We start from the raw sequence: 25156 nt of genomic DNA on the forward strand, positions 1-25156 counted from the left end.
GCCATGAAGCTCGCACTTGCACAGATCGATATGCGCCTGGGTGACATCGAGGGCATTTGCGGCCGCATCGAGGACCAGGCTCGCCTGGCTCATGAGCGCGGCGCGCGCGTGCTGTGCGTTCCGGCCCCGCTCTTTATGGGTGCCATGCCGGGCAGCCTGGTGGGCGCTGCCGATTTTGAGCACGATATGCTGACGGGCCTGACGGGCGTTGCCGAGCGCATCCAAGAGCTCGACATGATCTGCATCGTGCCCTCTGCGGTTTCGTTTGAGGGCCAGCCCCTGCTTGACTATATGATGCTCAAAGATGGTCGCGTGGTGCCCGCGCGCGCAAGTATTGCCCTGCAGCGTGGCGAGAACAACGACGCGCGTTGGGCGCCTCCGGTGTTTGACGTGGACGGCGTGCGCATCGCCGTGGTGTTTGACCTGAACCGTGAGCTCGAGATGCTGCCGACCGGCGTCGACCTCATCGCCTATTTTCAGTTCAACGCGTTTGATATGACCGACCGCGAGACGGCCGCCATTGCCGCCGTTCGCAGCGGTGCCTACCGCAAGATCGCGTCCAAGCGCAGCGTATGGTTTGCCTGCATGGCGCCGGTCGGTGCCTATGACGAGTCGGTGTATACCGGCGGGTCGTTTGTGCTCGACGACTGCGGGCGCGTGGTGGCCCAAGCGCCGTGCTTTGAGGAGAGCCTGCTGGTTCAGGAAATTCAGCGCGGCGTAATGCTCGATGCTTTGGAAGACCACGAGCTGCCCGAGTTTCGTTCCGAGGAGTGGTTGTGGCAGGCGCTGGTGCTCGCTGTGCGCGATAACGCCCGTGCCCATGGCACGTCGCGCGCCGTGGTGGCGCTCGAGGGTGATTTGCCGTCGTCTTTGCTTGCGGCGCTTGCCGTCGATGCCTTGGGTCCGCGTAATGTGATTGGCCTGGTGCTGGGGCGCAATCGCATCTTTACGCCGGCGCATGAGGAGGCAGAGGCCACCCGCTGTTCTGCCGTGCGCTCAATCGCCGAGCGCTTGCACATTCGCACCGTCGAGCGCGATGCGCCGGATGCGGCGCGCGTGCTCGACCGCGACGTGTCGGCGGGCGATGCCGAACGCCTGCGATCGCGTGCGCTGGGCCTGATGCTCGAGGATACGGCGCTCGAGCTGGGCGCTATGGCGCTGAGCCCGCTTTCCAAGACCGAGTACGCGCTGGCGGCGCCCGCGCTGTCCGGCGGCTACCAGGGCGACTTTGCGCCCTTTGGCGATGTGTATCTGTCGACGCTCGAGTTTGTGGCACGCGTGCGCAACCGTGCCTCGGCCGTGGTGCCCCAAGAGCTCGTGACGCTCAACGCAGTGGAGGATTGCATGGATCGTGTGCTGGCGCAGGCACTCTCGACGCTCGCCGGTCCGGTCGACATGCTCGATCGCGCGGCGCAGCTGCTCGGTGGGCTCGAGCCGGGCGAGGTCGATGGCGCGCTCGAGGCGCACGTGGACCGCAGCCGACCCTTCGACGACATCCCAATGGCCGCCTGCAAGCCCGAGGCTTGCTCGCTGCTGCTGATGCTCGTGCGTCAGGGCGAGGCCGCCCGCCGCATGCTGCCGACGGCGCCGATCGTCTCGGCCCGTTCGTTTGTCGAGCGCGCCTGGCCGTACATGCTTGCGTGGTCCGATCTGGGGCTCAACGGCAAGGAGCGCATGACGGTTGATTCGCTGGCACGCGCCGAGGTGCGACGCTTTGCCGACGACGATACGAATGGCCGTATGCGCGGCGAGATGATGGACTTATTGGGCGAGCTGTTGGGTATTTCGCCCGAGCAGATGGAAGAGCTGCGCTCCGAGGACGGCCAGCGCCGCCTGCACGAGGGCATGAAGAAGTTTGAGGGCGAGGTCCAGGATGCCATCGAAAAGATGATGGGCGGCCAGAGTGGCCCGCAGGGTGGGCCCCAGGGTGGTCCGAGGCCGCATCCGCCGGTTGATCCCCGACAGTTTCCGTTCTTCTCGCAGAACTAAACTGGGGATGGGATTCGCTCCCAACCCCGATACTTCAACTAAGCACCTTGGCCCCGTTGTGTTATTCTAGAACAGACGTTCGTGAATGATGCTCGGGGCCTTGCCTTGTGCTGTACTTGTGACGAGGGGAGGTTGGCTTGGTCATTTTGGGTATCGACCCCGGTTTGGCCCATACGGGTTGGGGGATTATCGAGGAGCGGCGCGGCGAGGTTCGCTGCCGTGCCTACGGTTGTATCGAGACCAGCGCGGGTAGTCCGCTCGCGGTGCGCCTGTCGCATATCGCCCGCGACCTCAAGGGCGTCGTGGAGCGTTATCGACCCGATACTGCTGCTATCGAGAGCATCTACTTTGGCGCTAATGTCCGCTCGGCAATCCCCACGGCACATGCCCGCGGTGCCGCGCTCGTGGCGCTTTCGGAGTGCGCGCTCGAGATCGGCGAGTACACGCCTATGCAGATCAAGCAGGCTGTGGTGGGTACCGGCGCCGCGGACAAGCGGCAGGTCGCCTACATGGTGCGCACGCTCACGCAGCTCGACCACGACCCTCATCCCGACCATGCCGCCGATGCCCTGGCTTGCGCCATCTGCCACGTAAACCTCAGCCGCACCCGCGCCCTCACCGGTGGCGAGTTCTATCAACAGAGAGGAACCGGATACTGATGATTTCCCAGCTCCACGGAACGCTTGTCGAGGCCACGATGAGCTCTGCTGTCGTCGACGTGTCGGGCGTTGGCTTTGAACTCGGCATTTCTGGCGGCACTGCGGCCACGCTGCCTACGCCCGGCGGTGAGGTGCGCCTCTATACCCGTATGCAGGTGCGCGAGGACGCCATGACACTTTTCGGTTTTTCCTCTAAGGATGAGCGCACGATGTTCGACCGGCTTGTGTCCGTCTCGGGCGTTGGCCCGCGCTTGGCGCTCGCCGTACTTTCCACCTATACCGTGGGACAGCTGTATTCCCTGGTGATGGCCGAGGACGACAAGGGCATGGCCAAGGTGCCCGGCGTGGGCAAAAAGACCGCCCAGCGCCTCATCTTGGAGCTCAAGAGCACCTTTGCCAAGGACAAGGGCTTTGTGCCGGTCGATGCGATCCCCGGTCAGGTTGCGATGCCCGTGCCCGCCGCCGCTCCTTCGGCGATCGATGACGCCCGTGCGGCACTCCTTTCCATGGGCTTTAGCCCGCAGGAGACCGATGTCGCTCTGAGCGGGTATGATGGGCAGGATATGCGTGTCGAGGATCTGCTCGGCGCGGCGCTTAAGCGACTCGGAATGGATGCGTGATGTGGGAAGCCGATGACTCTCAGGACCTGTGGGCGACGCCCGGCAACTCGCCGGCGGCATCCATGGCGCACGGCGAGCGCATGGTGGGCTCGGAGCTGACGGCCGAGGACCTCGATGTCGATCGCACTTTGCGCCCCCAGCGCCTGGACGATTACTGCGGCCAGGAGCATATCAAGCAGAGCCTGCGCGTGTTGATCGAAGCGGCGCAGAGCCGTGGGGAGACGCTCGACCACGTGATCTTCTCGGGTCCTCCGGGCCTGGGCAAGACCACGCTGGCCACCGTAATCGCCAACGAGTTGGGCGCTCAGATAAAAACGACGAGTGGCCCGGCCATCGCGCGTACGGGCGACCTGGCGGCCATCCTTACCAACTTGCAGCCGGGTGATGTGCTGTTTATCGACGAGATCCACCGCCTCAACCGTTCGGTCGAGGAAGTCCTGTACCCCGCGATGGAGGACTTTGCCCTCGATATCGTGATTGGCAAGGGTCCGGCGGCGCGCTCGATTCGCCTGGATATCCCCAAGTTTACGCTGGTAGCAGCAACGACCCGCTCAGGCATGTTGACCGGCCCGTTGCGCGACCGCTTTGGCATTTCATATCGCCTGGATTACTACACGGTCGAAGAGCTCGCGCAGATTGTGACGCGCTCGGCAACTATTCTGGGCGTGGCGATCGACCATCCCAGTGCACTTGAGATCGGCTCGCGTTCGCGCGGCACGCCGCGTCTTGCCAACCGCCTGCTCAAGCGCGTGCGCGATTACGCACAGGTGCGCGGCAACGGTCCCATCGAGCTCGATATCTGTCGCCAGGCGCTCGAGTTCTTCGAGATCGACGAGCTCGGCCTGGACTGGATGGATATTCGTATCTTGGAGACGCTTGCCAAGACGTTCTCCGGTCGTGCCGTGGGACTTACGACCCTTGCCAGCGCGGTGGGCGAGGACCCGGGCACGCTCGAGGATGTCTATGAGCCCTATTTGCTGCAGTGCGGGTTGATGATTCGTACGCCGCAGGGCCGTCAGGCAACCCTGCGCACCTTTGAGCACCTGGGGATTGAACCTACCGTTTAGGGCGCTTTGTTTTGGCGGGCTGTTGGGCTATCGCCGGGCATCGGGTAAACATATCGCCGTTCATCGGTTATGGGCGTTTTACTATTGCGCGCCCGTGCTATGCTGAATTGGTCTTTTTCTCATTCGGTAACGAAAGGACCGCCCATGCCTACTGACATCGAAATCGCACGTTCTGTCACGCCGCTGCCTATTACCGAGGTGGCCAAGAACGCCGGCGTCGACGTTAAGCACCTTATTCCGTACGGCTTCGACAAGGCTAAGGTCGACTATTCACTGCTCAACGAGCCGACCGATCACCAGGCCAAGCTCGTCCTCGTGACCGCTATCAACCCAACGCCTGCGGGCGAGGGCAAGACCACCACGACCATCGGTCTGGCCGATGGCCTGCGTCGTCGCGGCGTCAAGAGTGCCGTGGCCCTGCGCGAGCCTTCGCTCGGCCCCGTCTTTGGTGTTAAGGGCGGTGCTGCCGGCGGCGGCTGGGCTCAGGTGATCCCCATGGAGGATATCAACCTGCACTTTACCGGCGACTTCCATGCCATCGGTGCTGCCAACAACCTGCTGGCCGCCATGCTTGATAACCACATCCAGCAGGGCAACCAGCTTGGCATCGACGTTAAACGCATCACTTGGAAGCGCGTCGTCGATATGAACGACCGTCAGCTGCGCCACGTCATCGACGGTATTGGCGGTAAGGCCCAGGGCGTGCCGCGCGAGGACGGCTTCGATATCACCGTCGCCTCCGAGGTCATGGCAATCCTGTGCCTGTCTACGAGCATCAGCGACCTCAAGGAGCGCCTGGGCGAGATCGTCGTCGGCTACAGCTTTGCCGGCGAGCCTGTCCGTGCCCGCGACCTTAAGGCCCAGGGTGCCATGGCCGCGTTGCTTAAGGACGCGCTCAAGCCCAACCTGGTGCAAACGCTCGAGGGCACGCCCGCGTTTGTCCACGGCGGCCCCTTCGCCAACATCGCCCACGGCTGCAACTCTATCATGGCCACGCGTATGGCGATGCGCTTTGGCGATGTTGCCATTACCGAGGCCGGCTTCGGTGCCGATCTGGGTGCCGAGAAGTTCCTCGACATCAAGTGCCGTATGACGGGCGTTCGCCCCAGCGCCGTCGTGGTCGTCGCGACCGCTCGTGCGCTGAAGTACAACGGTGGCGTCGCCAAGGCCGACCTCAACGAGGAGAACCTCGAGGCACTCAAGGCCGGCATGCCCAACCTGCTGCGTCACGTCGACAACATCCAGAACGTTTATGGTCTGCCCTGCGTGGTCGCCATCAACCGCTTCCCGACGGACACCGAGGCCGAGCTTGCGCTCATCGAGTCCGAGTGCCAGAAGCTCGGCGTCAACGTTAAGCTTTCCGAGGTCTGGGCCAAGGGCGGCGAGGGCGCGCTCGAGCTTGCCGATGAGGTCATGCGTCTGATTGAGCAGCCGAGCGAGCTCAAGTTTGCCTATGAGGACGGCGCCGATGTGGCCGACGCTCTTGAGGCCATTGCCACCAAGGTCTACCGCGCCGACGGTGTTGACTTTACGCCGGCCGCCAAGCGCCAGCTCGCCGAGCTGCGCGAGAACGGCTTTGGCAACCTGCCGGTGTGCGTGGCCAAGACGCAGTACAGCTTTAGCGACAACGCCAAGGCCCTGGGCGCTCCCGAGAACTTCCGCATCACGGTGCGCGAGCTCAAGGTTTCCGCCGGTGCCCACTTTGTGGTCGCACTGACTGGCAGTGTTCTGACCATGCCGGGCCTGCCCAAGGTCCCTGCGGCCGAGAACATCGACGTCGACAACGACGGCAACATCACCGGCCTGTTCTAAGCCTGCTGCCCATAGCTGCTTGTCCGCCCCGCCGTGCCCACAAGGCCCGGCGGGGCTTTTTTATCCTTAGGCCCGCGCATGTCTTGTAGATACCGACGGGCTCTGCCCATCATAGGCTTTTGCGCGGGTAGAATGCATGGATAACTTGATGCTCACGCGCGACGGAAAGGAATCGTTGCATGGATCAGGACAAGACAACCGTGATGGGCGGCTACGGTTCCGCGCAGGCTGGCGATAGCGCCGATGCGACCCGCGTTGTTCCCAACCCCGGATATACCGACCCCGCCGCGACGCAGCCTTCTGCCGAGCCCACCCGGGTTATGGGCTATGGCGACACGGCGCAGGATTCTTACGCTGCATCTTCGCAAGGCTCCTATGGCAACGCAGCTCCGGACCCGTTTGATTACGCGCCGCAGGATTCTTATGCCGCCTCGACGCCGAATCCCTATGATGACCTGCCACAGAATCCCATTCCGCAGCCTCAGCAGACGACGTATATGCCTCGCACGGCGCAGCCTCGCTACGAGTCGCGCGAGCCGTATCGCGAGTACCCCAAGTCGATTCCGCAATATGGCGAGGACGAGGAGAAGAAGCCGTCGCGTTCGTCGAGCGTGATCAAGAAGATCCTCATCGTGCTGGCGATTTTCTTTGCGCTGTCGGTTGTGTTTGCCATCGTGTCGGGCATGCTCAACAAGCGAGGGAGTTCAACGGCCGATACTACTGCCGAGCAAACCGAGTCCGCCTCGTCTAGCACCGTCGATCTGAGCGATATCCCGGGGCAGTACTGGTCCAACGCCAAGAAGATCCTCAAGTCGCGCGGCGTCGATCTTTCGAATGCCGTGGTCCTGACTGATGATGGCTCAACGCCCGTCGTCGATGCCAACTGGGTCGTTACTTCTGCTTACTATAACGACAGCGGCAACCTCGAAATTCAGCTCACGCACAAGAACAGCTCGGGCAACTCGTCCGACGGCCAAAGCGGTACCGACAGCTCGAGCTCCAATACGCTGGAGGACTTGAGCAACAAGGCACAGGAGCTTGGGGATAAGGCCCAAGAGCTGGGTGATACGGCTCAGAACCTGGGCGACACCGCTCAGAACTTGGGCGACATGGCGACGGATGCCTGGAACGCCCTACAAAACGGCATCTCGGGCGCGCAGGGAAACTAGCTGTTAAGCGGGCTACAGCTGCTCGGCCGGACGCTCGGGCGAGCTAAAGCCCGAATCAAATGTGACGACGCACGAGACGTCGGGCCGGCGCTCGTGCACGATGCGCGTGACGAGCTCCAGGAGCTCCTCGTCGGATATGTCAAAGCCGTCGGGACGCACCAGGTCAAACGAAACGAACCCGTCGTGCTCGTGCAGGTCGTGGATGGAAAGCGCGGGGTCGATCTGCATGACGCCGCGCTTGACCCAGCCGCGCAGGTCGTCGCCGGTGGTGGCGATAGGGTCGCAGTGCAGCGTGATATCGATGCCCATTTGGCGCTTGATGTCGTGCTCGATGGTGTCCAAAATCTCGTGGTGCTCAAACGCGTCGCCCTCGCCGGGCATCTCCACGTGGGCGCTGGCAAACTGACGACCGGGGCCGTAGTCGTGCACCATGAGGTCGTGTGTGCCCAAGACCTGCGGATAGGACATGATCTTGTCGCGGATTGCCTGGACGAGCTTGGGGTCGGGCGCTTGTCCCAGCAACGGGCTGATGGCGTCGCGCACTAGGCCCATGCCGCTGATGCAGATGAAGATGCCCACACCCAGGCCTGCCCAGCCATCGAGGTCAAAGCCGGTCGTCTGCGAAATAAGCGCCGCCATCAAGACCGAACCCGAGGTGATGACGTCGTTTTTGGAGTCCTGTGCTGTGGCAATGAGTGTTTCGGAATCGATACGGTTGCCCAGCGCGCGGTTGAATGCGGCCATCCAGAATTTGACGAGCATGGACAAGACGAGAGCGGCTAGGGAGACCAGCGTGTAGGCGGTGGGGGAGGGCTTGATGATCTTGGTAACCGACTCGAGGATCAGGTTGATGCCGACGGCGCAAACCAGGACGGCGACGAACAGACCGGCTAGGTACTCGTAGCGGCCGTGGCCATAGGGGTGGCCTTCGTCTGCCGGGCGGCTGGCAAGGCGGAACCCGAGCAGGCTCACGATGTTGCTCGAGGCGTCGGAGAGGTTGTTGAAGGCGTCGGCGATGAGCGAGACAGAGCCGGCGAGCAGGCCCGCGATGCCCTTGGCCAGGCACAGAGTGATGTTGAGGCCAATGCAGACGAGGCTTGCGGAAAAGCCCGCGTTGGTGCGGCAAGATGCATCGACCGGCTCGCTCTCGCTGCCGGGAACAAGCGTATGTACCAGCCGATTTACAAATAGCATAGCGGTCGTCCTCACAATCATGTTTAAGGGGATAGTGTAGCTCGCGCGGGGGCGCCGTGCACCGATGCTCAGAAAATGCAGCAATAGTCTGCCGGTGCTAACGAGCGAGCCTTCTCGTCTGCCTGGGTGGTCCATTTTGGGCCACATGGGTATGGGCATGTGTCTGTTTGCTCGACATACTTAATGTCGACAGTCCCTGTGCAAAGGAGGACGTTTCCATGGACGAGATGTTTGCCATTAAATGTCAAAACTGCGGCGGCCCTATGTACTCGCACCAGGCTAAGCGCAGCTTTGAGTGCGCCTATTGCGGCACGGTGGTTCCGTGGCAGGCGGACGCCGGAGAGCCCAAGAGCGCTTTGGGCATTCGCCATACGCCGTTGACGGTGGTGGATGGACTGCTCAAGCTCACGCATGTGTCGCAACTCGAGCGCCCGGAGGACCCGGACTGGTATTTCTTTAATTCGCACTGGCGCAGTCAGTCGGTCCTGGAACATCTGCTGTGGGAGGATCGCGGCACGGCGCAGGAGTTCCAAGAGGCCACGCATGTGAGCATTCCTTGCCCCTTCTGCGGAGCGTCCTTTGAGGGCGAATCAACGCAGCGTGTGTTTGAGTGCCCGTCCTGCGGCAACAAGATCGGCATTGCCGACCTGCTCAAGCCCGGTACCTTCAGCAAGCGCCTGACCATGGGCGTTGGTGCGGAGTATGTACCTGAGCAGGGTATTCCCTGCGAAATCTCGCCGCAGCAGGCGCGTGCCAACGCGCTGCAGCTGGTGCGTCAGTACCCGGATGCCTTTGCCGGGCACGACGTGGAAGACGCGATCCAAAACGACATGATGCTCTTCTATTTCCCCATGGCGCTGGCGGACCTGCGCATGATGGCGAGCTTCCCGGGCAAGGGCTTGAGCAAGGAAACCCTGGTGTACTACGAGGTGCTCGACTGGGCATACCCCAGGGCAAACTACCTGGACGTTCGCCTCATGGGCATTTTGGAGCCGTGGGACTTTGCCAAGGTTGGGCCGTTTGACCCGGCCATGCAGGAAGGTGACTTTCGCGTTGTCTCCGTCGATGCGGCTACCAAGGACCAGGTGGTCATTGATAAGTTGGCGCTCGACATTGCCGGCAACGATGCCGAGGCGGTGCTGGGGCTCAATAAAAAGAGCATCCGCACTTGGGCGCGCAAGGCCCGCAAGCATAAGGACGGCCTGGTGATGGTGCCGGTGTACTTTGTCGATCGTCCGGCGACGGACAGCCGCGATGGCGAGCAGGTGCGCATTGCCGTAAACGGCCAGACGAGCCGCGCGGCAGCGGTGGTGTTTAGCGACAAGCGCGAGACGCATGTGGTGGCGTCGCTCAATCCGAGTCTACATCTGTCCGGCGAAAGTACCGTGCATGCCGCGCCCATCGAGGTCAAATACGTTAAATCGCCGTTTCTGTACCAGATCGTGCGCCGTGGAGGCGGCGAGCAACCGCGCCAAGTGGCAGCGGCGGCGGAGGGTTCTTACCGAGAGGAGAAGCCCAAACGCAAGGGCCTGTTCGGCGCGATTTTGGGAAGTAGGGAAGCGCAGCCGGTTGGCGCTGCGATGCGATAGTTAGAGGAACGGGGCAGTCCGCACTCCTGCGGACTGCCCCGTTTTTGTGTTGCGGGGAAGTGCCGGGCACTTCATTAAAAGTCCTCGCGCGGACTCGAATTCCAATGTCGCCTAGCGCCTTCGTGCAGGATTCCCGAAGTGACTAAAATATGACCATAGAGACAGTTTTAACGAACCCCATGGGAGTGGCACGCATGGACAACAACACCTTGCTGTTTCAGGACAAAGGTTCGGGTAGGTCTAAAGACGTCAAGATCTACCCCAACCGTATTGAGGTGCTCAAGAAGGGCACTTTTGGTGGCAAGCACACCGAGATTGTCTATCTTAAGGACATCACGGGGGTCAACAGGATCAAGGGTCGCGACGTTTTCCTACGTAACAGGCTGTTGACTGCTTGTGTCTTTAGCCTGAGCAGCCGCTCCCAAGCTCAGGAGTTCGTGAATGCACTGAACATGGTGATGTAGCCGATAACGGCGTTCGGGCTAAGGTAAAAATCGGGGCGCAGAACGGTATTCTGCGCCCCGATTGAGTTGATGCGCCCAAAAAACTGGCTTGCCTATTCGTTAACGTCCTCGGTATTGTCGCGGTCACTGGCAAGCATTGCTGCGCCGGCGACTGTCGTCGCCATGGCGGCAGCGGCGAGCCCGGCGGCAATGCCGGAACCGTCGCCCGTGTTGGCGAGCTTTCCGCCCGAGCCCTTGCCCTTGTTGCCCTTACCATTCTTATCAGCGCTGTCTGCGTTGGAACCCGTGCCGCTGCCGTTGCCGGCGCCGGTGCCGCCTGCACTGCCCGAGGCCGCTACGGTAAAGCTTGCGGCTCCGTCGCTGGCGAGCGTGTAGTTCTGCGCCGCGTCGCCCAAGAGACCGTTCACGCGCACCCAGTACGTTCCTGCGGCAAATGTTTCGCCCTCGGCCATTGCCGTGCCCGGAGCGCCGTTCGCGTCGTGCACAAACTCGAGCTGGGCCGTGCAGGCATCGGTTTCGAGCTTGCCCTCGAGTGATGCCGCAATCTTGGCGCGCACGTCTTCGCCGGCCTTAAGGCCTTCGAGTCCCTCAAAATGGGGCGTCAGCGCGCGTGGATCGATATCGATGGGCACAGAGCCCTGCAGCCCCGTAACGGTCTCGTTGCCCAGGGCGTCGACATCCACGTATTCAATGGCAAACGCATGGCCCGAAGCTGTCGCGTTGAGCGCGTTGCTGCTGTCGGCAAGGCGGAAATGACCCTCGCCAACGGTCTTGCCATCCTGGAATGAGGCATCGCTCAGCGAGTCGCCGTACGTCATGCGCATGCGGGTCGGGAGATAGTACGGGAGATAGTACGAAGCCGTCTGCTTGTGCTCCGTATCGTAATTGCGCTGGTAGATGCTCCGGGCCAGCGCCGCATCAACAAAGTCGGATGCGATGATGCCAATGTGCTTGAGGTAATCTGACTTTGTATCCTCGGTGCCGCTGGGGTTGATGTACGGGCTCTTATACAGATGCTCGTTGACTACTCGTGCCGAGGTAAAAGGATTGCCTCCGTGCGACAAGCCCGTGCAGCTGGTGTAGTTGATAGACCAGCAGCGCTCCAGGACTTGCTCCTTGGCCCCGTTATCGTCCTCGACATCTACCTCGTTGCGCGTGCGCCCGGTCGTTTCCTTCAGCGCATTATCGACCCAGCTGAGCTTGTCGGTTCCCGTGAGTTTGTACTTGTCCTGGGCGTATACCTTGGTGCAATAGGGCTCTTTGTCGCCTGTTTCCCCCGCGGCTTCAAAGCCCCGCGCGTCTTGGACGAGACACATAGTGGCGCTGTCGGAGTGAGCCTTGATCTTGTCATCCCATTCGGTAAGGTCGAGGCCCCACGTGTGGCCGCTTACACTGTTGCCGGCGAGCCTAAATCGACGCAGCAGAACGATCTTTCCGCGCACCTCGTGTAGCGTGGGGATTCGGCTCGACGTATAGAACAGTTTGGGGTTGTCGTCCAAAACCTTGGCGAAAGCCGTCGTAACACTTTCGTCGGTAGCCTCGTCGTTGCCTCGTGATACAAGCATGATGAGCGCTTCTGTCGGGTTTTCGTTCAAAAACGTTTTGAAGTAGCCTATGACATCGGAAAGATGCATAAAGTACGCGTCTTTTTTGAGCAGGTAGTAATCCCCGTGGTCGATACCGGGGTCGTCGCCCTTTCCGAGCCGGATATCAAAATAGCGAATGCCTTCGAGCAACTGCGTGGGAATGTAATCCTGCTGGCATTTTACTTGCGAGGATTGGGGCTCAGTGTCGTTGTCCACGCTGCAGGTGCCCGAATCGTGCGTACCCGGGATGCTCAGCTCGTCGAGGAACTTGTTGTCGTCGACGTATTTCATCCAACATGGCCCATCGACGTAGCTGCTGTACGTGATCCAGTCGAGGCTGCTAACCGTGGCATCGTTCTTTTTCATGTCGTAACCGATAAGTTCGAGCTCCCACGGAATGCTCTTACTCTTATGGCAGATCTTATTGTTGTCCTGGTCTTCGCCGTTCGATTCTATTGCCAGGTACTTAATGTCTTTTTTCTCGGTTTCTTTCTCGACCGTGCGGTCTCGGATGATATAGGTTCCGTTTGATTGACGCTCGAACGCAAAAGCGCGGCTGGGCTTGTTGTCATACTCGCCGCCCCATACGTGGATGACCTTTCCATCTTTGTCCGAGTCGTCGTCGACCGACCAAATGCTGTAGCCCGTCTTTTTATGCTCTTCGAAATTGAGCAAGGTGCGGATAGCATACTAGTTTGTATCGTCATTCTTGGTCGTTACGTTCTCAAGGATGAGCTTGCTGGACGTGCCGTCGTTAAACAGGTGGCAGACGTTGCCGCGAACGTTGCCGTCTTGGTTGACGCTCGCGGTGCGAAAATAGCCCGCGGGGCGAAGGCGAATGACGAAATTGTCGAGGCTGACTGACGCTGTGGCAGCGTCTTCTGCAAATGCCGCGCGCACGGGAAGGCCCAATCCCGCGGTTTCGGGCAGGCTTACAAATGGCGACAATGCTGCGAGTCCTAGGCCCAACGTGAATGCTTGACGGCTGATGGCGTGGTGTTCGGTCATAACTCCTCCGTTCGCAGGGTGCGGTTATGCACTCATTTTGTTCACTATACTGCCCGGATGTCTAAACGTGTTGGCTTAATTGTCTGCGTGGCGCCATAAATCGGCGGGCGGACGCGTTGGGGCGCTTGTCTATTTGTGCTGCTACCGCGCTGGGGGTGGTTTTGCCGCCCGGCACCCTCGCGTTCGCCGGCTATCGGCATAAGAAAAGGAGGGTCGGTTTACCGGCCCTCCCTGGGTACGAAGCGCTGGGGTACCGTCGCTTGTTTGCTCTGCGACCGTGTTTCCCGTTGCGCTCGCCAGTCGCTTAGCGCTTGATCTCGATATCGTCGAGCTTGACGTCCATGGCCTCGGTCTTGGCCTTGGCAATGTCATCGGCAAACTCCAGAGACTTCATCATGGTCTCGACGGCGTCCTTGTGCTCCTCGACATTGTCGATGCTCACGTAAACGCTGCCGCCGCCTGCTTCGGTGAAGTACTCAGTCGTTACGCCGCCCGAGTGTGTATAGGAAGCGTTGCGCCAAGTCTTGCCGTTGTACTTGACGGGATCATTCTCGGTCCACTCAAAGTTGGCCTTCCATTTGGCCTCGTAGTCGAACAGCTCGTCAGCGTTCTTGTCAGAGTCGAAGACAGGGATGAAGCGATCGCTGGCGTGCTCGCTCTCGGTGAACTTAAACTGGGCCCTATCGGCGGTGTCGCCTGCGACGTCCGTGATTTCGACGCCCTCGGGCACCTCGACCTTAAACCAAATGAAGTCGGTCCTCATATCCACGGCTGGCTTTTCTGCTCCGCCGCCACCGCCACTGCCGGCAGCGCCACCGCTTCCACCGCAACCCACCAGGGCAACTGCGGCAAAAAGACTCATGCAGAGGGTGAGAATCGCAAAGGCCTTCTTTTTCATGGTCGTGTCCTCCTCGATCTGTAACCGCCCATGGATTACCTGCCTTTACTGTACGCGTGGGCGGCTCGCTAGGGTGGGCCATGTGTCCCATTCTGAGGGCCGGATTTGCGCCGTTAAGTGGCAATATGCTCGGACGCAAAAGAGGGGAGGGCCGATGCTGTCGGCCCTCCCCGGGGTTGGGTGCCCGTTGTTTTAATGGGGCGCGTGTACGCGGGTGCGCATAGGCACGTGCGGGTGTCCCGTTACTTGATCTCGATGCTCGAAATCTCGACTTCGCGTGCCTCGGAAACTGCCTCTTCCATGTCATCGGGGAACTCGATGGAGTTGAGGAGCGTCTCGGCTTCTTTCTTGTGCTGGTCGAAGTTCGAGATGAGGACGTAGACGCTTCCCGGCTCAACGTCGGTAAAAAGCATGGTTGAGATGCCGCTGTTGTCCTCGTATGTTCCGACGAGCCACGTCCTGCCGTTATACTCGACGGACCCGCCATCCTTCCACTGGAACGTATCCCCCTTCTTTTCCGCCTGGTCGGCGTGGGATTCCTCGGCCGTCAGCGCTTTTTTCCAAACGGGGATAAAGCGATCGGCCGAGGCGTTCTCGTTCTCGGGGAAGGTGAGCTGGACCCTGTCGGCGTTCTTGCCGGCGGAGTCGCTCACGCCAACGCTCTCGGGCATCTCGACCTTAAACCAGATAAAGTCAGTCTTTTCGGCGACGGGGGCCTTTTCCCTGCTCTCGCTCTTGGCGGTGCTGCCGCTTCCGCCCGATGCGCTCCCGCCGCAGCCGACAAGGGCAAATGCGGCAAAGAGGGCGATGCAAAGGGAAAGAATCGATAGGGTCTTTTTCTTCATGGTGGCGTCCTCCTTGTCTGCCAGGGACATCGTGCGCCGCGGATCGCTGGGGCGGCGGTTACGCATGCACATGATGCCTTTGTTTACTGTGCGGTTATTCCTCCATTCGTCGTCCGGCGCCGTGATGAGCTTGCCCCAACATAGGGCTCCTTACCTATATGTATGCCCCAGTTGCCGCTGCCCGGGAGTCTCGAAAGGTGGGCCATGTGTCCCATGTTTGTGTCGCTGCCGCCTATCGTGTGCCATAGAAATCCGCGATGGCCAGGTGCGCTGACGCTCATGTGCTTATGGGCTAGACTTAGCACCATTACGTGATCGATGCGGTCGGTCGGCGGTTGCCACCCGACCGATGTATATGACTTGAAGGTGCATGTGTATGAGCCAAGAGATGATGGACAAGACCTGCCGCGGGTTTGCCGAGGCGCTGGCCGCGCGCGAGCCGGTTCCCGGCGGTGGCAGCGCGAGCGCCTTTGTGGGCGCGCTGGGCGCCTCGCTGTGCGGAATGGTTGCCCGCTACGGTGCGACCAATCCCGCGCTTGCTGATCGTGCGGATGACCTGACGCGTGCGTTTGCCCATGCTGATGAGCTGGCCCAGGAGCTTGTCGAGTTGGTTGCCGAGGACGTTCGTGCCTATGGGCAGGTGTCCGCGGCGTACGGTATTCCGCGTGACGATCCGGCTCGAGCGACCGCGATTCAGGATGCGCTGCATGTGGCCGCTATGCCGCCGTATCGCATTATGGATGCCTGCGGGCGTGCGCTGGCGCTGCTCGAGGACATGGCCGACAAGGGTTCGCGTCAGCTGCTGTCCGATGTGGCGTGCGGCGCCGTGTTCTGCCGTTCCGCTATGCAGGGCGCGAGCTTGACGCTCTTTGCCAACACCACGTCTATGAAGGACCGGGCGCGCGCCGAGGAGCTCGAGACCGCGTGCGATGAGCTGCTCGACATGTGGTTGCCGCGCGCCGATGCGCTGGCGCGCCGCGCCGCCGACGCTGCAAGGAAGAGAGGATAGCCATGGCTGAACTGCTGAAGGGTGCTCCCGTCGCTCGCGCTTTGACTGAGGAACTTGCTGCTCGCTGCGCAGCCCTGCGCGAGCGGGGCGTTGTTCCGACGTTGGCTATCGTGCGTGTGGGTGAACGCGAGGACGACCTATCCTACGAGCGCGGTGCGCTCAGGCGCTGCGAGAAGGTTGGCATTGAAGCTCGCCGCGTTTTGCTTCCCGCTGATGTTTCGCAGGACGAGCTGTTGGCGGCTATTAAGGACATCAATGCCGACCCTGCTGTTCATGGCTGTCTGATGTTCCGCCCGCTGCCCGCCGGCCTTGACGAGAACGCCGTCGCCGCGGCACTCGATCCCGCCAAGGATGTTGACTCCATGACGCCGGCTTCGCTGCTCACCACGCTTTCGGGGCGCGGCGAGGGTTTTGCCCCCTGCACAGCCGAAGCCGTGCTTGCTCTGCTGGATCATTACGGCGTTGAGCTGGATGGAGCTAAGGTTGCTGTGGTCGGGCGCTCGCTGGTGATCGGGCGTCCCGTTGCCGCCATGCTTACGGCGCGCAATGCGACCGTGACAACGTGCCATACGCATACGCGCGACCTTGCTGCCGAGTGCCGTGCTGCCGACATTGTGGTTGCGGCCGTTGGACGCGCGCGCACGATTGGTGTGGACGCGGTTCGCGAGGGCCAGACGATCATCGATGTTGGCATTAATTGGGACGAGGCCGCTGGCAAGCTGGTGGGTGACGTCGATTTTGATGCTGCGGAGCCGATTGTTGGCGCAATTACTCCCGTTCCGGGTGGCGTGGGCGCTGTAACGACGGCGATTCTCGCCAAACACGTAATCGAGGCGGCGGAGCGTGCATCGAAATAGGCGTTTTGGGCTGTTTGAGGGGGTTAGTTCTATACCACGTGGACAAAAAATGCCAAATATGAGTACTGTTGCCAAGATAGTCTCATATATTTTAGGTCAAATAGGCTCTCTAACGATATTTATTATCGATAGAGAGCCTTTGTTATTGGACCTATGAGGAATTACATCATCTAATTTTTGAACAAATGTAGACTTTCGACACCCATGCGTAGCAAAATTGCTGTTACTAAATTGGTGACAGTACTCATATTTGGCATTTTTTGACCACAGGGGTTGCCAGCGCCGTGGTTTCGCCCTTTCTGCGCCGAAGCGATACACTGTTATCGTTTGATTTCTTCGCTCAAGGAGGATGCGCATGCCGTGCACAACGATTTTGGTTGGTAAGAACGCGAGCTACGACGGGTCGACGTTGGTTGCCCGCAACGAGGACTCGTCCAACGGGGTGTTTGAGCCCAAGCGCATGCGCGTGGTGCATCCCGACGAGCAGCCGCGTGTCTACACGAGTGTCCTGAGCCACCTGACCGTTGAGCTGCCCGATAACCCCATGCGCTACACGAGCGTCCCCGATGTTGTCCCGGGCCACGGCATCTGGGCCGAGGCCGGTTTCAACGAGCTCAATGTGGGCATGTCCGCAACCGAGACGCTCACCACCAACGAGCGCGTTCGCGGCGCCGACCCGCTCGTCGACTACGTGCCCGCCAAGGGCAACGAGGGCGAGGACGGCTATGTTCCGGCGCAGCCCGGTGGCCTGGGCGAGGAGGACATGGTGACCCTGGTGCTGCCGTATGCCAAGTCCGCCCGCGACGGCGTGCGTATCCTGGGCAACCTGCTCGAGCGCTACGGCACCTACGAGAACAACGGCATCGCCTTTAGTGATGTGGACGAGATCTGGTGGCTCGAGACAATAGGCGGTCACCACTGGATCGCCAAGCGCGTGCCTGACGACGCCTATGTGACCATGCCCAACCAGCTGGGTATCGACAGCTTTGACCTGGATGACGCCGAGGGCGTCCAGGTCGACCACATGTGCTCCGCCGACCTGCGCTCCTGGATGGCCGAGTGGCATCTGGACCTGACGCTGGGTGTTAAGGGCGACGGTCCCGCCGCGGTCTTTAACCCGCGCGAGGCCTTTGGCTCGCACAGTGACAGCGACCACGTCTACAACACGCCGCGCGCCTGGTACATGCAGCGCTGCCTTAACCCCAGCGATGTGTGGGACGGTTCCGAGGCCGACTACACGCCCGAGAGCGACGATATTCCCTGGAGCCGCGTGCCCGAGCGCAAGGTGACCATCGAGGACATCAAGTACGTGCTTTCGAGCCACTACCAGGGCACGGAGTACGACTGCTACGGCAGCAAGGGTACGCCCGCCACGCGCGGCGCCTATCGCCCCATCGGCATCAACCGCAACAGCCAGCTCGCCGTGTTGCAGCTGCGCCCCTATGCGCAGCCGGCGTATCGCGCCGTGCAGTGGATGGCCTTTGGCTCCAACTCGTTTAACGCACTGGTTCCGCTGTACGCCAACGTCGAGACCATGCCCGAGTACTACGCCGGCACCCAGGCTCGCGTGACGTCCGAGAACTTCTACTGGGCCAACCGCCTGATTGGTGCGCTGGCCGACGTTCGCTTCCACGAGTGCGGCCGCGCCGTGGAGGACTACCAGGAGAAGGTCGGCGGCATGGGCCACAAGCAGATCCATGACGTCGACGCTGCCGTAGCCGTTCTGCCCGAGGCCGAGGTGCCCGCCGAGCTTGCACGCGCTAACGAGGCCTTTGCCGAGCGTGTTCGTGTAGAAACCGATGCTCTGTTGGGCAAGGTGCTCTACACCACGAGCTGCGCCATGAAGAACTCCTTCGCAATGAACGATAACGTGAGGTAGGGATTCCCTATCGGTTGAATAGCGCTAAAACGCTTTGTCGCTTTCACTCAATCTTGGGTACAAGAAGGCCAATGCAGTTGTTTGTGATTGGAGACAACCATGGTTATGAAACTCGATCAGCTTGTTAACGGCGCCATCAACGTGGGCTTTGGCGCTGCCGCCGTTGCTGTCGAAGGCGGCAAGAAGGTCCTCGACGACCTTAACACCAAAGGCGAGCAGGTCCGCAAGGACACCGCCACCCCCGATATCGCCCGCAGCGTGTCCGACATGTTCGAGCAGGCCGGCGGTACCATCTCCGATCTGACCGAGCGCTTGGGCATGCAGGGCGAGACCGCGGCCCAACGCGTGCTCGACGAGCTCATTCTGGCTCGCGTCCGCGTCATGACAGCCCCCGAGCGCACGGCCTTCCTGGCCCATGTGCGCGACATCGTCGATTCGGTCGAGGACAACGTGACCTCGGTGCCCGTCGAGTCCGTTGAGCCCGACGATGCGAAGGATACCGAAGAGGCCGAGTAGCAGCGCAGATGGCAGATTCCACCACCGATTACAACAATCTAGATCCCTTGGGTGACGAGGCGGCGGTTGTCGATGAGGTCGATGCCGCCGTCTCGGGCGCTCGCAAGAAGCCGCGCGCTGTCGATATGGTCCCCGAGGAGCCCGACGCGATGGCGCCGGATGAAGAATACCAGCTCACGCCGGCGGGTCGCCGCGAGCGCATCGGGCAGATTGTTCGCCTGGTCAAAAAGTACCGCGTGTGGGATAACCTCACGCCGGTTCGTTTGCGCCGCCTGCTCGAGGAACTCGGCCCCATGTTCGTCAAGATGGGGCAGATTCTGGCCAACCGGTCCGAGATTCTGCCGCAACGCTTTTGCGACGAGCTGCGTCGTCTGCGGTCCGACGTGGAGCCGGTGCCGTACGAGGTCGTACTCAGTTGTCTGGAAGAAGAATACGGCCTGCGCCTGGGAGAGATGTTCGATGCGATCGACCCTAATCCGCTTGGTAGCGCATCGCTCGCGCAGGTGCACCGCGCCCGCCTGGTGACCGGCGAGGACGTGGCCGTTAAGGTGCAGCGCCCCGGTGCGCAGCAGGTGATGGCGCAGGACATCGACATCATTCGCTCGGTGGTGCGTATCGTTTCCAAGTTCGTCAACACCGACCAGTTTGTTGACCTGCACGGCGTGGTCGAAGAGCTGTGGACCTCGTTTCGCGAGGAGACCAACTTTTTGGCCGAGGCCAAAAACCTCAACGATTTCTATGACTTCCACAAAAGCGTGCATGGCGTATCGTGTCCCAAATCCTACCTGGACCTTTGCACCGAGCACGTGGTGGTCATGGACTACATCGACGGCATCTCCATCGCCGATCCCAAGCGTTTGGCAGCCGAGGGTTATGACTTGGAAAAGATCGGCGCCGCGATCGTCGAGGACTACTCGACGCAGGTGCTCGATGACGGCTTTTTCCATGCCGACCCGCATGCGGGAAACATTATTCTCAAGGACGGCATCGTTTACTTTATCGACTTGGGCATGGTCGGACGCATGTCGAGTCACGATCGCGGTATCGTCAAGGACATGATTTTCGCCGTGGCCGAGGGTGACGTGCCCAAGCTCAAGGATTCGCTCATGCGCTTCGCCGTGACGCGTGGCGACTCGGCTGAGCTCGATCATTCGGCCTTTTTGTCCGATTTGGACTTTATCGTGGCTGACTTTGCAGGCCTTGACCTGAAGGATCTGGATATCGGCGAGTTTTTGACCTCGCTGTTAAACCTGGCGCGCAAAAACGACGTTGAGCTGCCGAGCGTGGTAACGATGTTCGCGCGCGGCATGGTGACGCTCGAGGGTTTGCTGACCGAGTACATGCCCAACGTCAACATGATCCAGATCATCCAAACGCACATTAAAAACGAGAAAAGCACCTATACGCGCGTGCGCGACATGGGGCGCGATCTTGCCGCGAGCAGCTATCGCGCGGCGAAGGGCTCGCTCGAGGCGGCCGAGTATCTTGGCCTGGCTTCGCGCATGCTCACGCGCGGCCAGCTTAAGGTGAACACGCAGATCATGAGCAGCGATAAGGCGCTGCGACAGCTGGGCGGAATTATCGACCGTATGTCGATGGCAATTGTGATTGCTGGCCTGTTTATCGGTTCGTCGGTGGTGTACTACGCGCGCATCGAGCCGGTTGTGTTTGGTATCCCGGTCATTGGCTTTATGGGCTACGTCAGCGCACTGGTGCTGGCGCTTATGCTGGGCCGCAATATCTGGCTCAACAGTCACGGCGGCAAGCACTAGAGGCCGCGACCGTCACCGCATTTTCCTATCGCAAACAATAGCTTTTACCTTGGGCTTCGCCTGCGTGCGAGGCCCTTTTGCGTGATACCATTTTGACGGTAATAATCGATGGCCTAGATGGTGGTGCGGAGACGCACGAATGCGCGGTTTACCTGCGCGTTTGGGAGAATTGGGGTGCAAGTCCCCGGCTGTACCAGTAACCGTAATTCCTCTTGGCTCGGGATGTTCGCGTCGCAGATCGGACGACGTGCCCGAGTCGTTAAGGTTAAGTCGGATCGCCTCCCATCTTGCATGCGGCTGCGGCGTATGCCGCCGGTGTGCATAGGGCTCTGGAGGGAAGGGGGACCCCGATGGGGGAACTCGAGCGCAACATGCGCGATGACGTGGGGCAGCCTCAAGGCAACGCTCCAAGTACAGACAATGGGAGACAAATGGATATGTTTGTGGACGAGCGCCAGCGCGTCTCGCATCGCCGTGGCGCAATTGCGCGCGGCGTAGCCAAGCGCGGCCTGGTGGCATTCCTGGCCTTCGCGATGGCCTTTGGCACCACGCCGGCTCAGCTGTGGGCCGAGGGCGCCGAGGGCATTGCCGAGGCTGTGGCTCAGGCTGCGACGCCGGACGAGGGTGCAGCGCCTGCGGATGGTGCTGCCGACCAGGGTAAGGCCGAGGTTTCGGATTCCGAGGGCGCGCCTGCAGCTAGTGCCGCCACTACAGAGGCGGCAACTGGCGACGAAGGCTCGGCGACGGGGGAGAGCCCTGCCACGAGCGTGCAGTCTTCGACGGCATCCGCTGGCCAAGCAGGATCTGCCGCCGCGACTGCCGTCCAGACAGAGAACCCGACAGAAACCGGCGATGTCGCCAAGAAGCAAGTCGAGGTCTCGTTCTCGATTGTCGGCACCGATGCCGACGGCAAGGCTCAGACCTGGGTGGCACCTACGCAACTCAAGCTCGACGAGGGCGCGACGGCTGCGGACGCCTTCGTTAAGCTGCAGCAGAAGACGGGCTTCAAGGCGGACTACGATGCAAACACGGCATACGGGTTCTACCTCAAGAGCATTACGTCCCCGACGGATAGCCGCACGCTTGCCTACGACGCGACAACTGGTGCCTTCTGGCAGCTCTTTGTTGATGGCGCGTCTTCCTCGGTTGGCGCGAGCAGCATCAAGCTCACCCAGGGGCAGAAGATTGAGTTTGCCTATACGGCTGGTAGCGCGTCCCCTGTCGTTAAGGACCAGGTTGCCGCAAATGTGACCGTCATTGGTCGCGATGCCCAGGGCAAGACTCAGACTTGGGTCGATAACGCGCAGTATGTGGTGACGTCCGGCTCGAGCGCACTTGACCTTACGAAGGTCGCGCTCGAGGCGAATGACATCGACGCCGTTGCTGCGGGCTCCTTCATTCTGAGCCTTAAGTACAACGGCGTTGAGCTGGGTACGCCGCTCGATTATTCGACCTATTGGCAGCTGTTCATCAACGGCAAGTCGAGCGACTACACGGCAGACAATGTCACCATTCATGCTGGCGATACCGTTACGTGGTTCTACGGTGGCTGGGGCGACCAGTTGCCCTCTGATTCCGTCCGTGCCTCCGTTCAGGTCCTCGGTAAGGACAAGGACGGCAAGCAGCAGGTTTGGGCCTCGACGGGCCAGACGAGTCTCAAGGCTGGTTCCACTGCTAAGGATTTGCTGGAGCAGACTGGTCTTACCCTCGATGCTAAAGAAGAGTCTTGGGGTTGGTACCTCAGCGGCATTACCTCGCCGCTTGACGGTAAGACCTATGAGTATGATCCTGCGACCAAAAGTTATTGGCAGTTCTATGTAAATGGCAAGTTCGCCCAAGTCGGGGCCGGCAACTACGAACTCCAAGAGGGTGACGCCGTCACCTTTATGTATGGTGCTGACGCCGATGCCCTCCCCGGTCAGGTTCTTGGGTCCGTCGATGTTATCGGTCCCGATGTCAACGGCAACAATACTCGCTGGGGCTCGGCAAGCAATGTTTCCCTGCCCGAAGGCTCTACGGCCCAGGACCTTATTGAGACGGTTCTGAAGGCGAAGGGCGTTACGTACAACGGCTCCCAGAGTGGTGAGTACTGGTTCCTGAATTCCATTACTTCGCCGTTCGATCACAAGCCGTATGGCTGGGATGGTGCGACCAAGAAATATTGGCGTCTGTTTATCAACGGAGAGCCCTCATCTCTCTGCGCCAACCAGGTCACGCTCAAGAGCGGCGACAAGGCTACGTTTGCCTACACCACCGATAAATCGCCCATGCCCGATCCCGACAAGATTGTCGTGGACCCGAGTGCAACGACTCCTGATTGGGATGCCGAGTGGGCCGGCTACGGCAACGGTGGCAACGGTTCGACCGTAACGGATGCCAAGACACCTGCGCAGGCCGCCGGTCTTAAGTGGGCCTTCGATTGGAAGGCCGAGTCTGGTCAGCAGTATGCCAACTGCAGCGAACCTGTCATCGCTAACGGCTTTGTGTACATCGCGACCGAGAACGAGCTCATTAAGATCGATTCGTCCACGGGCAAAAAGGTTGCCTCTGCGCCGCTTGCCTCCAAGGTGAGCTATACCTCTCGTCCGATCTATACCAACGGCCTTATCATCGTTCCGCTCAACGGCGGTGCGGTCCAGGCGATTACTGCAGACAAGCTGATCTGCAAGTGGCTGACGCCTGGTTTGACGGACTTGACGCAGAGCTCCTGCACCGTCGTTTCGGACGGCGAGTATGTCTATGTTGGTACGGTCGATATTTCGTATGACGAGAACTACAACGCGACCTACGGCAACGGCTCCCTGAAGCGTATCAAGATTGCCACGGGCGAAGTCTCTTGGCAGAACATTGACCCTTCCGAGGGCTATTATTGGACTGGCGCTGCGCTGACGGATAAGTACACCATTGTTCCTACGAGCGCGGGCACGCTTAAGTGCATTGATAAGACGACGGGCGATGTCGTTTCGACCATGAAGCTCGGCGCTGTCGCAAATGCCGATTGCATTGCCGATCCGTCCAATGGTTCGACCTTCTATCAGATGACGCACGACGGAAAGCTCCATGTGATTTCGCTTTCGGCAAAGGGCGTGCTGAGTGAACAGAAGACGGTTGATCTGGGCCTTACGAATAATCTGAGCGCCCCAGCGGTGTCTGGTGACAATCTGATTGTCGGCGGACAGACGGCTACGGGCTCTGCTCTGGTTCTCTATAACCTGAAGACGGGTAAGACCACGATGGTCGCTGCTGCCGACGGCAAGGCGCTGCCGGCTGGCCTCAACGGTATTGCTGCTACTCCGCTGGTGAGTGTTCAGGGCGGCAAGACCTATGTGTACTTCACCGTGAACAGCGCGGATAGCAAGGATTACGTCAACTACTCTGCTGGCGGTGGCGTGTATCGCTATACGCTTGGCGACGCAGAGGCGACGCAGATTTATGATGCGGCTGGCCATTACCAGTACTGTGACTCTCCGGTCATTGCCGATGCTTCTGGCAACCTCTACTACATCAATGATTCGGGTACTCTGTTCAAGCTGGGGGCTGTCGAGTCTTGGACGGTTGCCTTTAATTCCAACGGCGGGTCTGCTTGCGACACTAAGTTCGTTGCTACGGCCGACGGCAAGCTGGTCAAGCCGGCCGATCCGACGCGCGATGGCTACACTTTCGGCGGTTGGTTCACCGATGAGGCTTGCACGCAGGCGTATGACTTCAGTACGCCGGTGACGGCCGATCTGACGCTGTATGCCAAGTGGACCAAGAATGCTGTTAACCCTGGCGGTAATGGCGGTTCTGGCACTAATGGTGGTAACGGTGGCGCTGGCAACGGTTCTGGTGCTGGTGCCGGCACTGGCACGGGTTCCGGCTCTGGCACGAAGGGCCAGCAGGCTGGCGGCGTTGTCGCCCCGGGTCATAAGCCGGCGACCAAGACGACGGTGTCGACCAAGACCGAGACCAAGGACAACAAGTCCGACAAGAAGGACTCCGATAAGTCCGATAAGAAGGACGAGAAGAAGTCTGACAAGAAGTCTGACAAGAAGGACAGCAAGTCCGACAAGAAGTCCGATTCCAAGTCCGATACGGGTGCTGCTTCCACGACCACTGCTAAGAAGTCCTCTAGTGCCTCCGAGCAGGAGGCTGGCACCAACCCGCTCGCCATTGTTGGCGTTGCCGCCGGCGTCATCGGTCTCGCCATCGTCGGCGTGTTCGTGTTCACCAAACGTCGGTAG

Annotated in this window: 19 protein-coding genes; 14 read left to right on the plus strand and 5 right to left on the minus strand. The window is 60.5% G+C overall.

The genetic code is table 11. The annotated features are described in order from the left end of the window. The first annotated feature begins 3 nt into the window (after positions 1-3). The 6 genes from GT571_RS06815 to GT571_RS06840 all read left to right on the plus strand — a co-directional run bounded on the left by GT571_RS06815 (position 4) and on the right by GT571_RS06840 (position 7316). Entirely contained in the window at positions 4-1989 is a 1986-nt protein-coding gene (locus GT571_RS06815) for an NAD(+) synthetase (protein ID WP_161156255.1), read from the plus strand. A gap of 137 nt (positions 1990-2126) precedes the next feature. Next, positions 2127-2648, plus strand: a complete 522-nt coding sequence (gene ruvC / locus GT571_RS06820; RefSeq protein ID WP_035137351.1) for a crossover junction endodeoxyribonuclease RuvC — start codon at positions 2127-2129, stop codon at positions 2646-2648. Then, positions 2648-3268, plus strand: coding sequence for a Holliday junction branch migration protein RuvA (gene ruvA, locus GT571_RS06825; protein WP_055250934.1), 621 nt, complete (start codon positions 2648-2650; stop codon positions 3266-3268). The genes ruvC and ruvA overlap by 1 nt, the downstream gene beginning before the upstream one ends. Further along, on the plus strand, positions 3268-4335 hold the full coding sequence (gene ruvB / locus GT571_RS06830; RefSeq protein WP_117639770.1) for a Holliday junction branch migration DNA helicase RuvB: 1068 nt from the start codon (positions 3268-3270) through the stop codon (positions 4333-4335). The genes ruvA and ruvB overlap by 1 nt, the downstream gene beginning before the upstream one ends. A 144-nt stretch (positions 4336-4479) precedes the next feature. Next, entirely contained in the window at positions 4480-6147 is a 1668-nt protein-coding gene (locus GT571_RS06835; protein WP_117778469.1) for a formate--tetrahydrofolate ligase, read from the plus strand. A 179-nt stretch (positions 6148-6326) separates the two neighbouring features. Next, the gene (locus GT571_RS06840) at positions 6327-7316 is read left to right on the plus strand and encodes a hypothetical protein (protein WP_161156256.1); all 990 of its coding nucleotides are present in this window, start codon (positions 6327-6329) and stop codon (positions 7314-7316) included. 12 nt (positions 7317-7328) lie between these two features. Here GT571_RS06840 and GT571_RS06845 read toward each other — a convergent pair whose 3' ends face one another. Next, positions 7329-8510, minus strand: coding sequence for a cation diffusion facilitator family transporter (locus GT571_RS06845; RefSeq protein ID WP_161156258.1), 1182 nt, complete (start codon positions 8508-8510; stop codon positions 7329-7331). A gap of 218 nt (positions 8511-8728) precedes the next feature. Here GT571_RS06845 and GT571_RS06850 point away from each other — a divergent pair, with 218 nt between their 5' ends. Beyond that, positions 8729-10099: a TFIIB-type zinc ribbon-containing protein gene (locus GT571_RS06850; protein WP_161156260.1), complete on the plus strand. Its 1371-nt coding sequence runs from the start codon at positions 8729-8731 to the stop codon at positions 10097-10099. 194 nt (positions 10100-10293) lie between these two features. Then, on the plus strand, positions 10294-10563 hold the full coding sequence (locus GT571_RS06855; protein WP_161156262.1) for a hypothetical protein: 270 nt from the start codon (positions 10294-10296) through the stop codon (positions 10561-10563). Between the two features lie 92 nt (positions 10564-10655). Here the strand turns inward: GT571_RS06855 and GT571_RS06860 are convergent, their stop codons facing one another. From GT571_RS06860 to GT571_RS06875, 4 genes are all read right to left on the minus strand, one after another. Continuing rightward, positions 10656-12824 carry a phosphatidylinositol-specific phospholipase C gene (locus GT571_RS06860; RefSeq protein WP_161156265.1) on the minus strand — a complete coding sequence of 723 codons (2169 nt, stop codon included), beginning with the start codon at positions 12822-12824 and terminating at the stop codon, positions 10656-10658. A gap of 15 nt (positions 12825-12839) precedes the next feature. After that, the gene (locus tag GT571_RS06865) at positions 12840-13157 is read right to left on the minus strand and encodes a hypothetical protein (protein WP_161156267.1); all 318 of its coding nucleotides are present in this window, start codon (positions 13155-13157) and stop codon (positions 12840-12842) included. Positions 13158-13461: 304 nt separating this feature from the next. Further along, a complete protein-coding gene (locus tag GT571_RS06870; protein ID WP_161156269.1) occupies positions 13462-14055 on the minus strand; it encodes a hypothetical protein in 594 nt (197 codons plus the stop codon). A 242-nt stretch (positions 14056-14297) separates the two neighbouring features. After that, a complete protein-coding gene (locus GT571_RS06875) occupies positions 14298-14900 on the minus strand; it encodes a hypothetical protein (RefSeq protein ID WP_147326467.1) in 603 nt (200 codons plus the stop codon). A 376-nt stretch (positions 14901-15276) separates the two neighbouring features. Here GT571_RS06875 and GT571_RS06880 point away from each other — a divergent pair, with 376 nt between their 5' ends. The 6 genes from GT571_RS06880 to GT571_RS06905 all read left to right on the plus strand — a co-directional run bounded on the left by GT571_RS06880 (position 15277) and on the right by GT571_RS06905 (position 25156). Next, positions 15277-15909 (plus strand): cyclodeaminase/cyclohydrolase family protein, encoded by a 633-nt coding sequence (locus tag GT571_RS06880; protein WP_158549281.1) that lies wholly within the window; start codon positions 15277-15279, stop codon positions 15907-15909. Between the two features lie 2 nt (positions 15910-15911). Beyond that, positions 15912-16766, plus strand: a complete 855-nt coding sequence (locus tag GT571_RS06885; RefSeq protein ID WP_161156271.1) for a bifunctional 5,10-methylenetetrahydrofolate dehydrogenase/5,10-methenyltetrahydrofolate cyclohydrolase — start codon at positions 15912-15914, stop codon at positions 16764-16766. 355 nt (positions 16767-17121) lie between these two features. Continuing rightward, positions 17122-18645, plus strand: coding sequence for a C69 family dipeptidase (locus GT571_RS06890; RefSeq protein WP_161156273.1), 1524 nt, complete (start codon positions 17122-17124; stop codon positions 18643-18645). A gap of 99 nt (positions 18646-18744) precedes the next feature. Next, complete coding sequence (locus tag GT571_RS06895; RefSeq protein WP_117583986.1) at positions 18745-19161, plus strand: hypothetical protein; 417 nt, start codon at positions 18745-18747, stop codon at positions 19159-19161. Between the two features lie 8 nt (positions 19162-19169). Next, positions 19170-20933, plus strand: coding sequence for an ABC1 kinase family protein (locus GT571_RS06900; RefSeq protein ID WP_161156275.1), 1764 nt, complete (start codon positions 19170-19172; stop codon positions 20931-20933). 431 nt (positions 20934-21364) lie between these two features. Next, entirely contained in the window at positions 21365-25156 is a 3792-nt protein-coding gene (locus tag GT571_RS06905; protein WP_161156277.1) for a DUF4430 domain-containing protein, read from the plus strand.

Source organism: Collinsella aerofaciens (assembly GCF_009876115.1).
Lineage (GTDB): Bacteria > Actinomycetota > Coriobacteriia > Coriobacteriales > Coriobacteriaceae > Collinsella > Collinsella aerofaciens_N.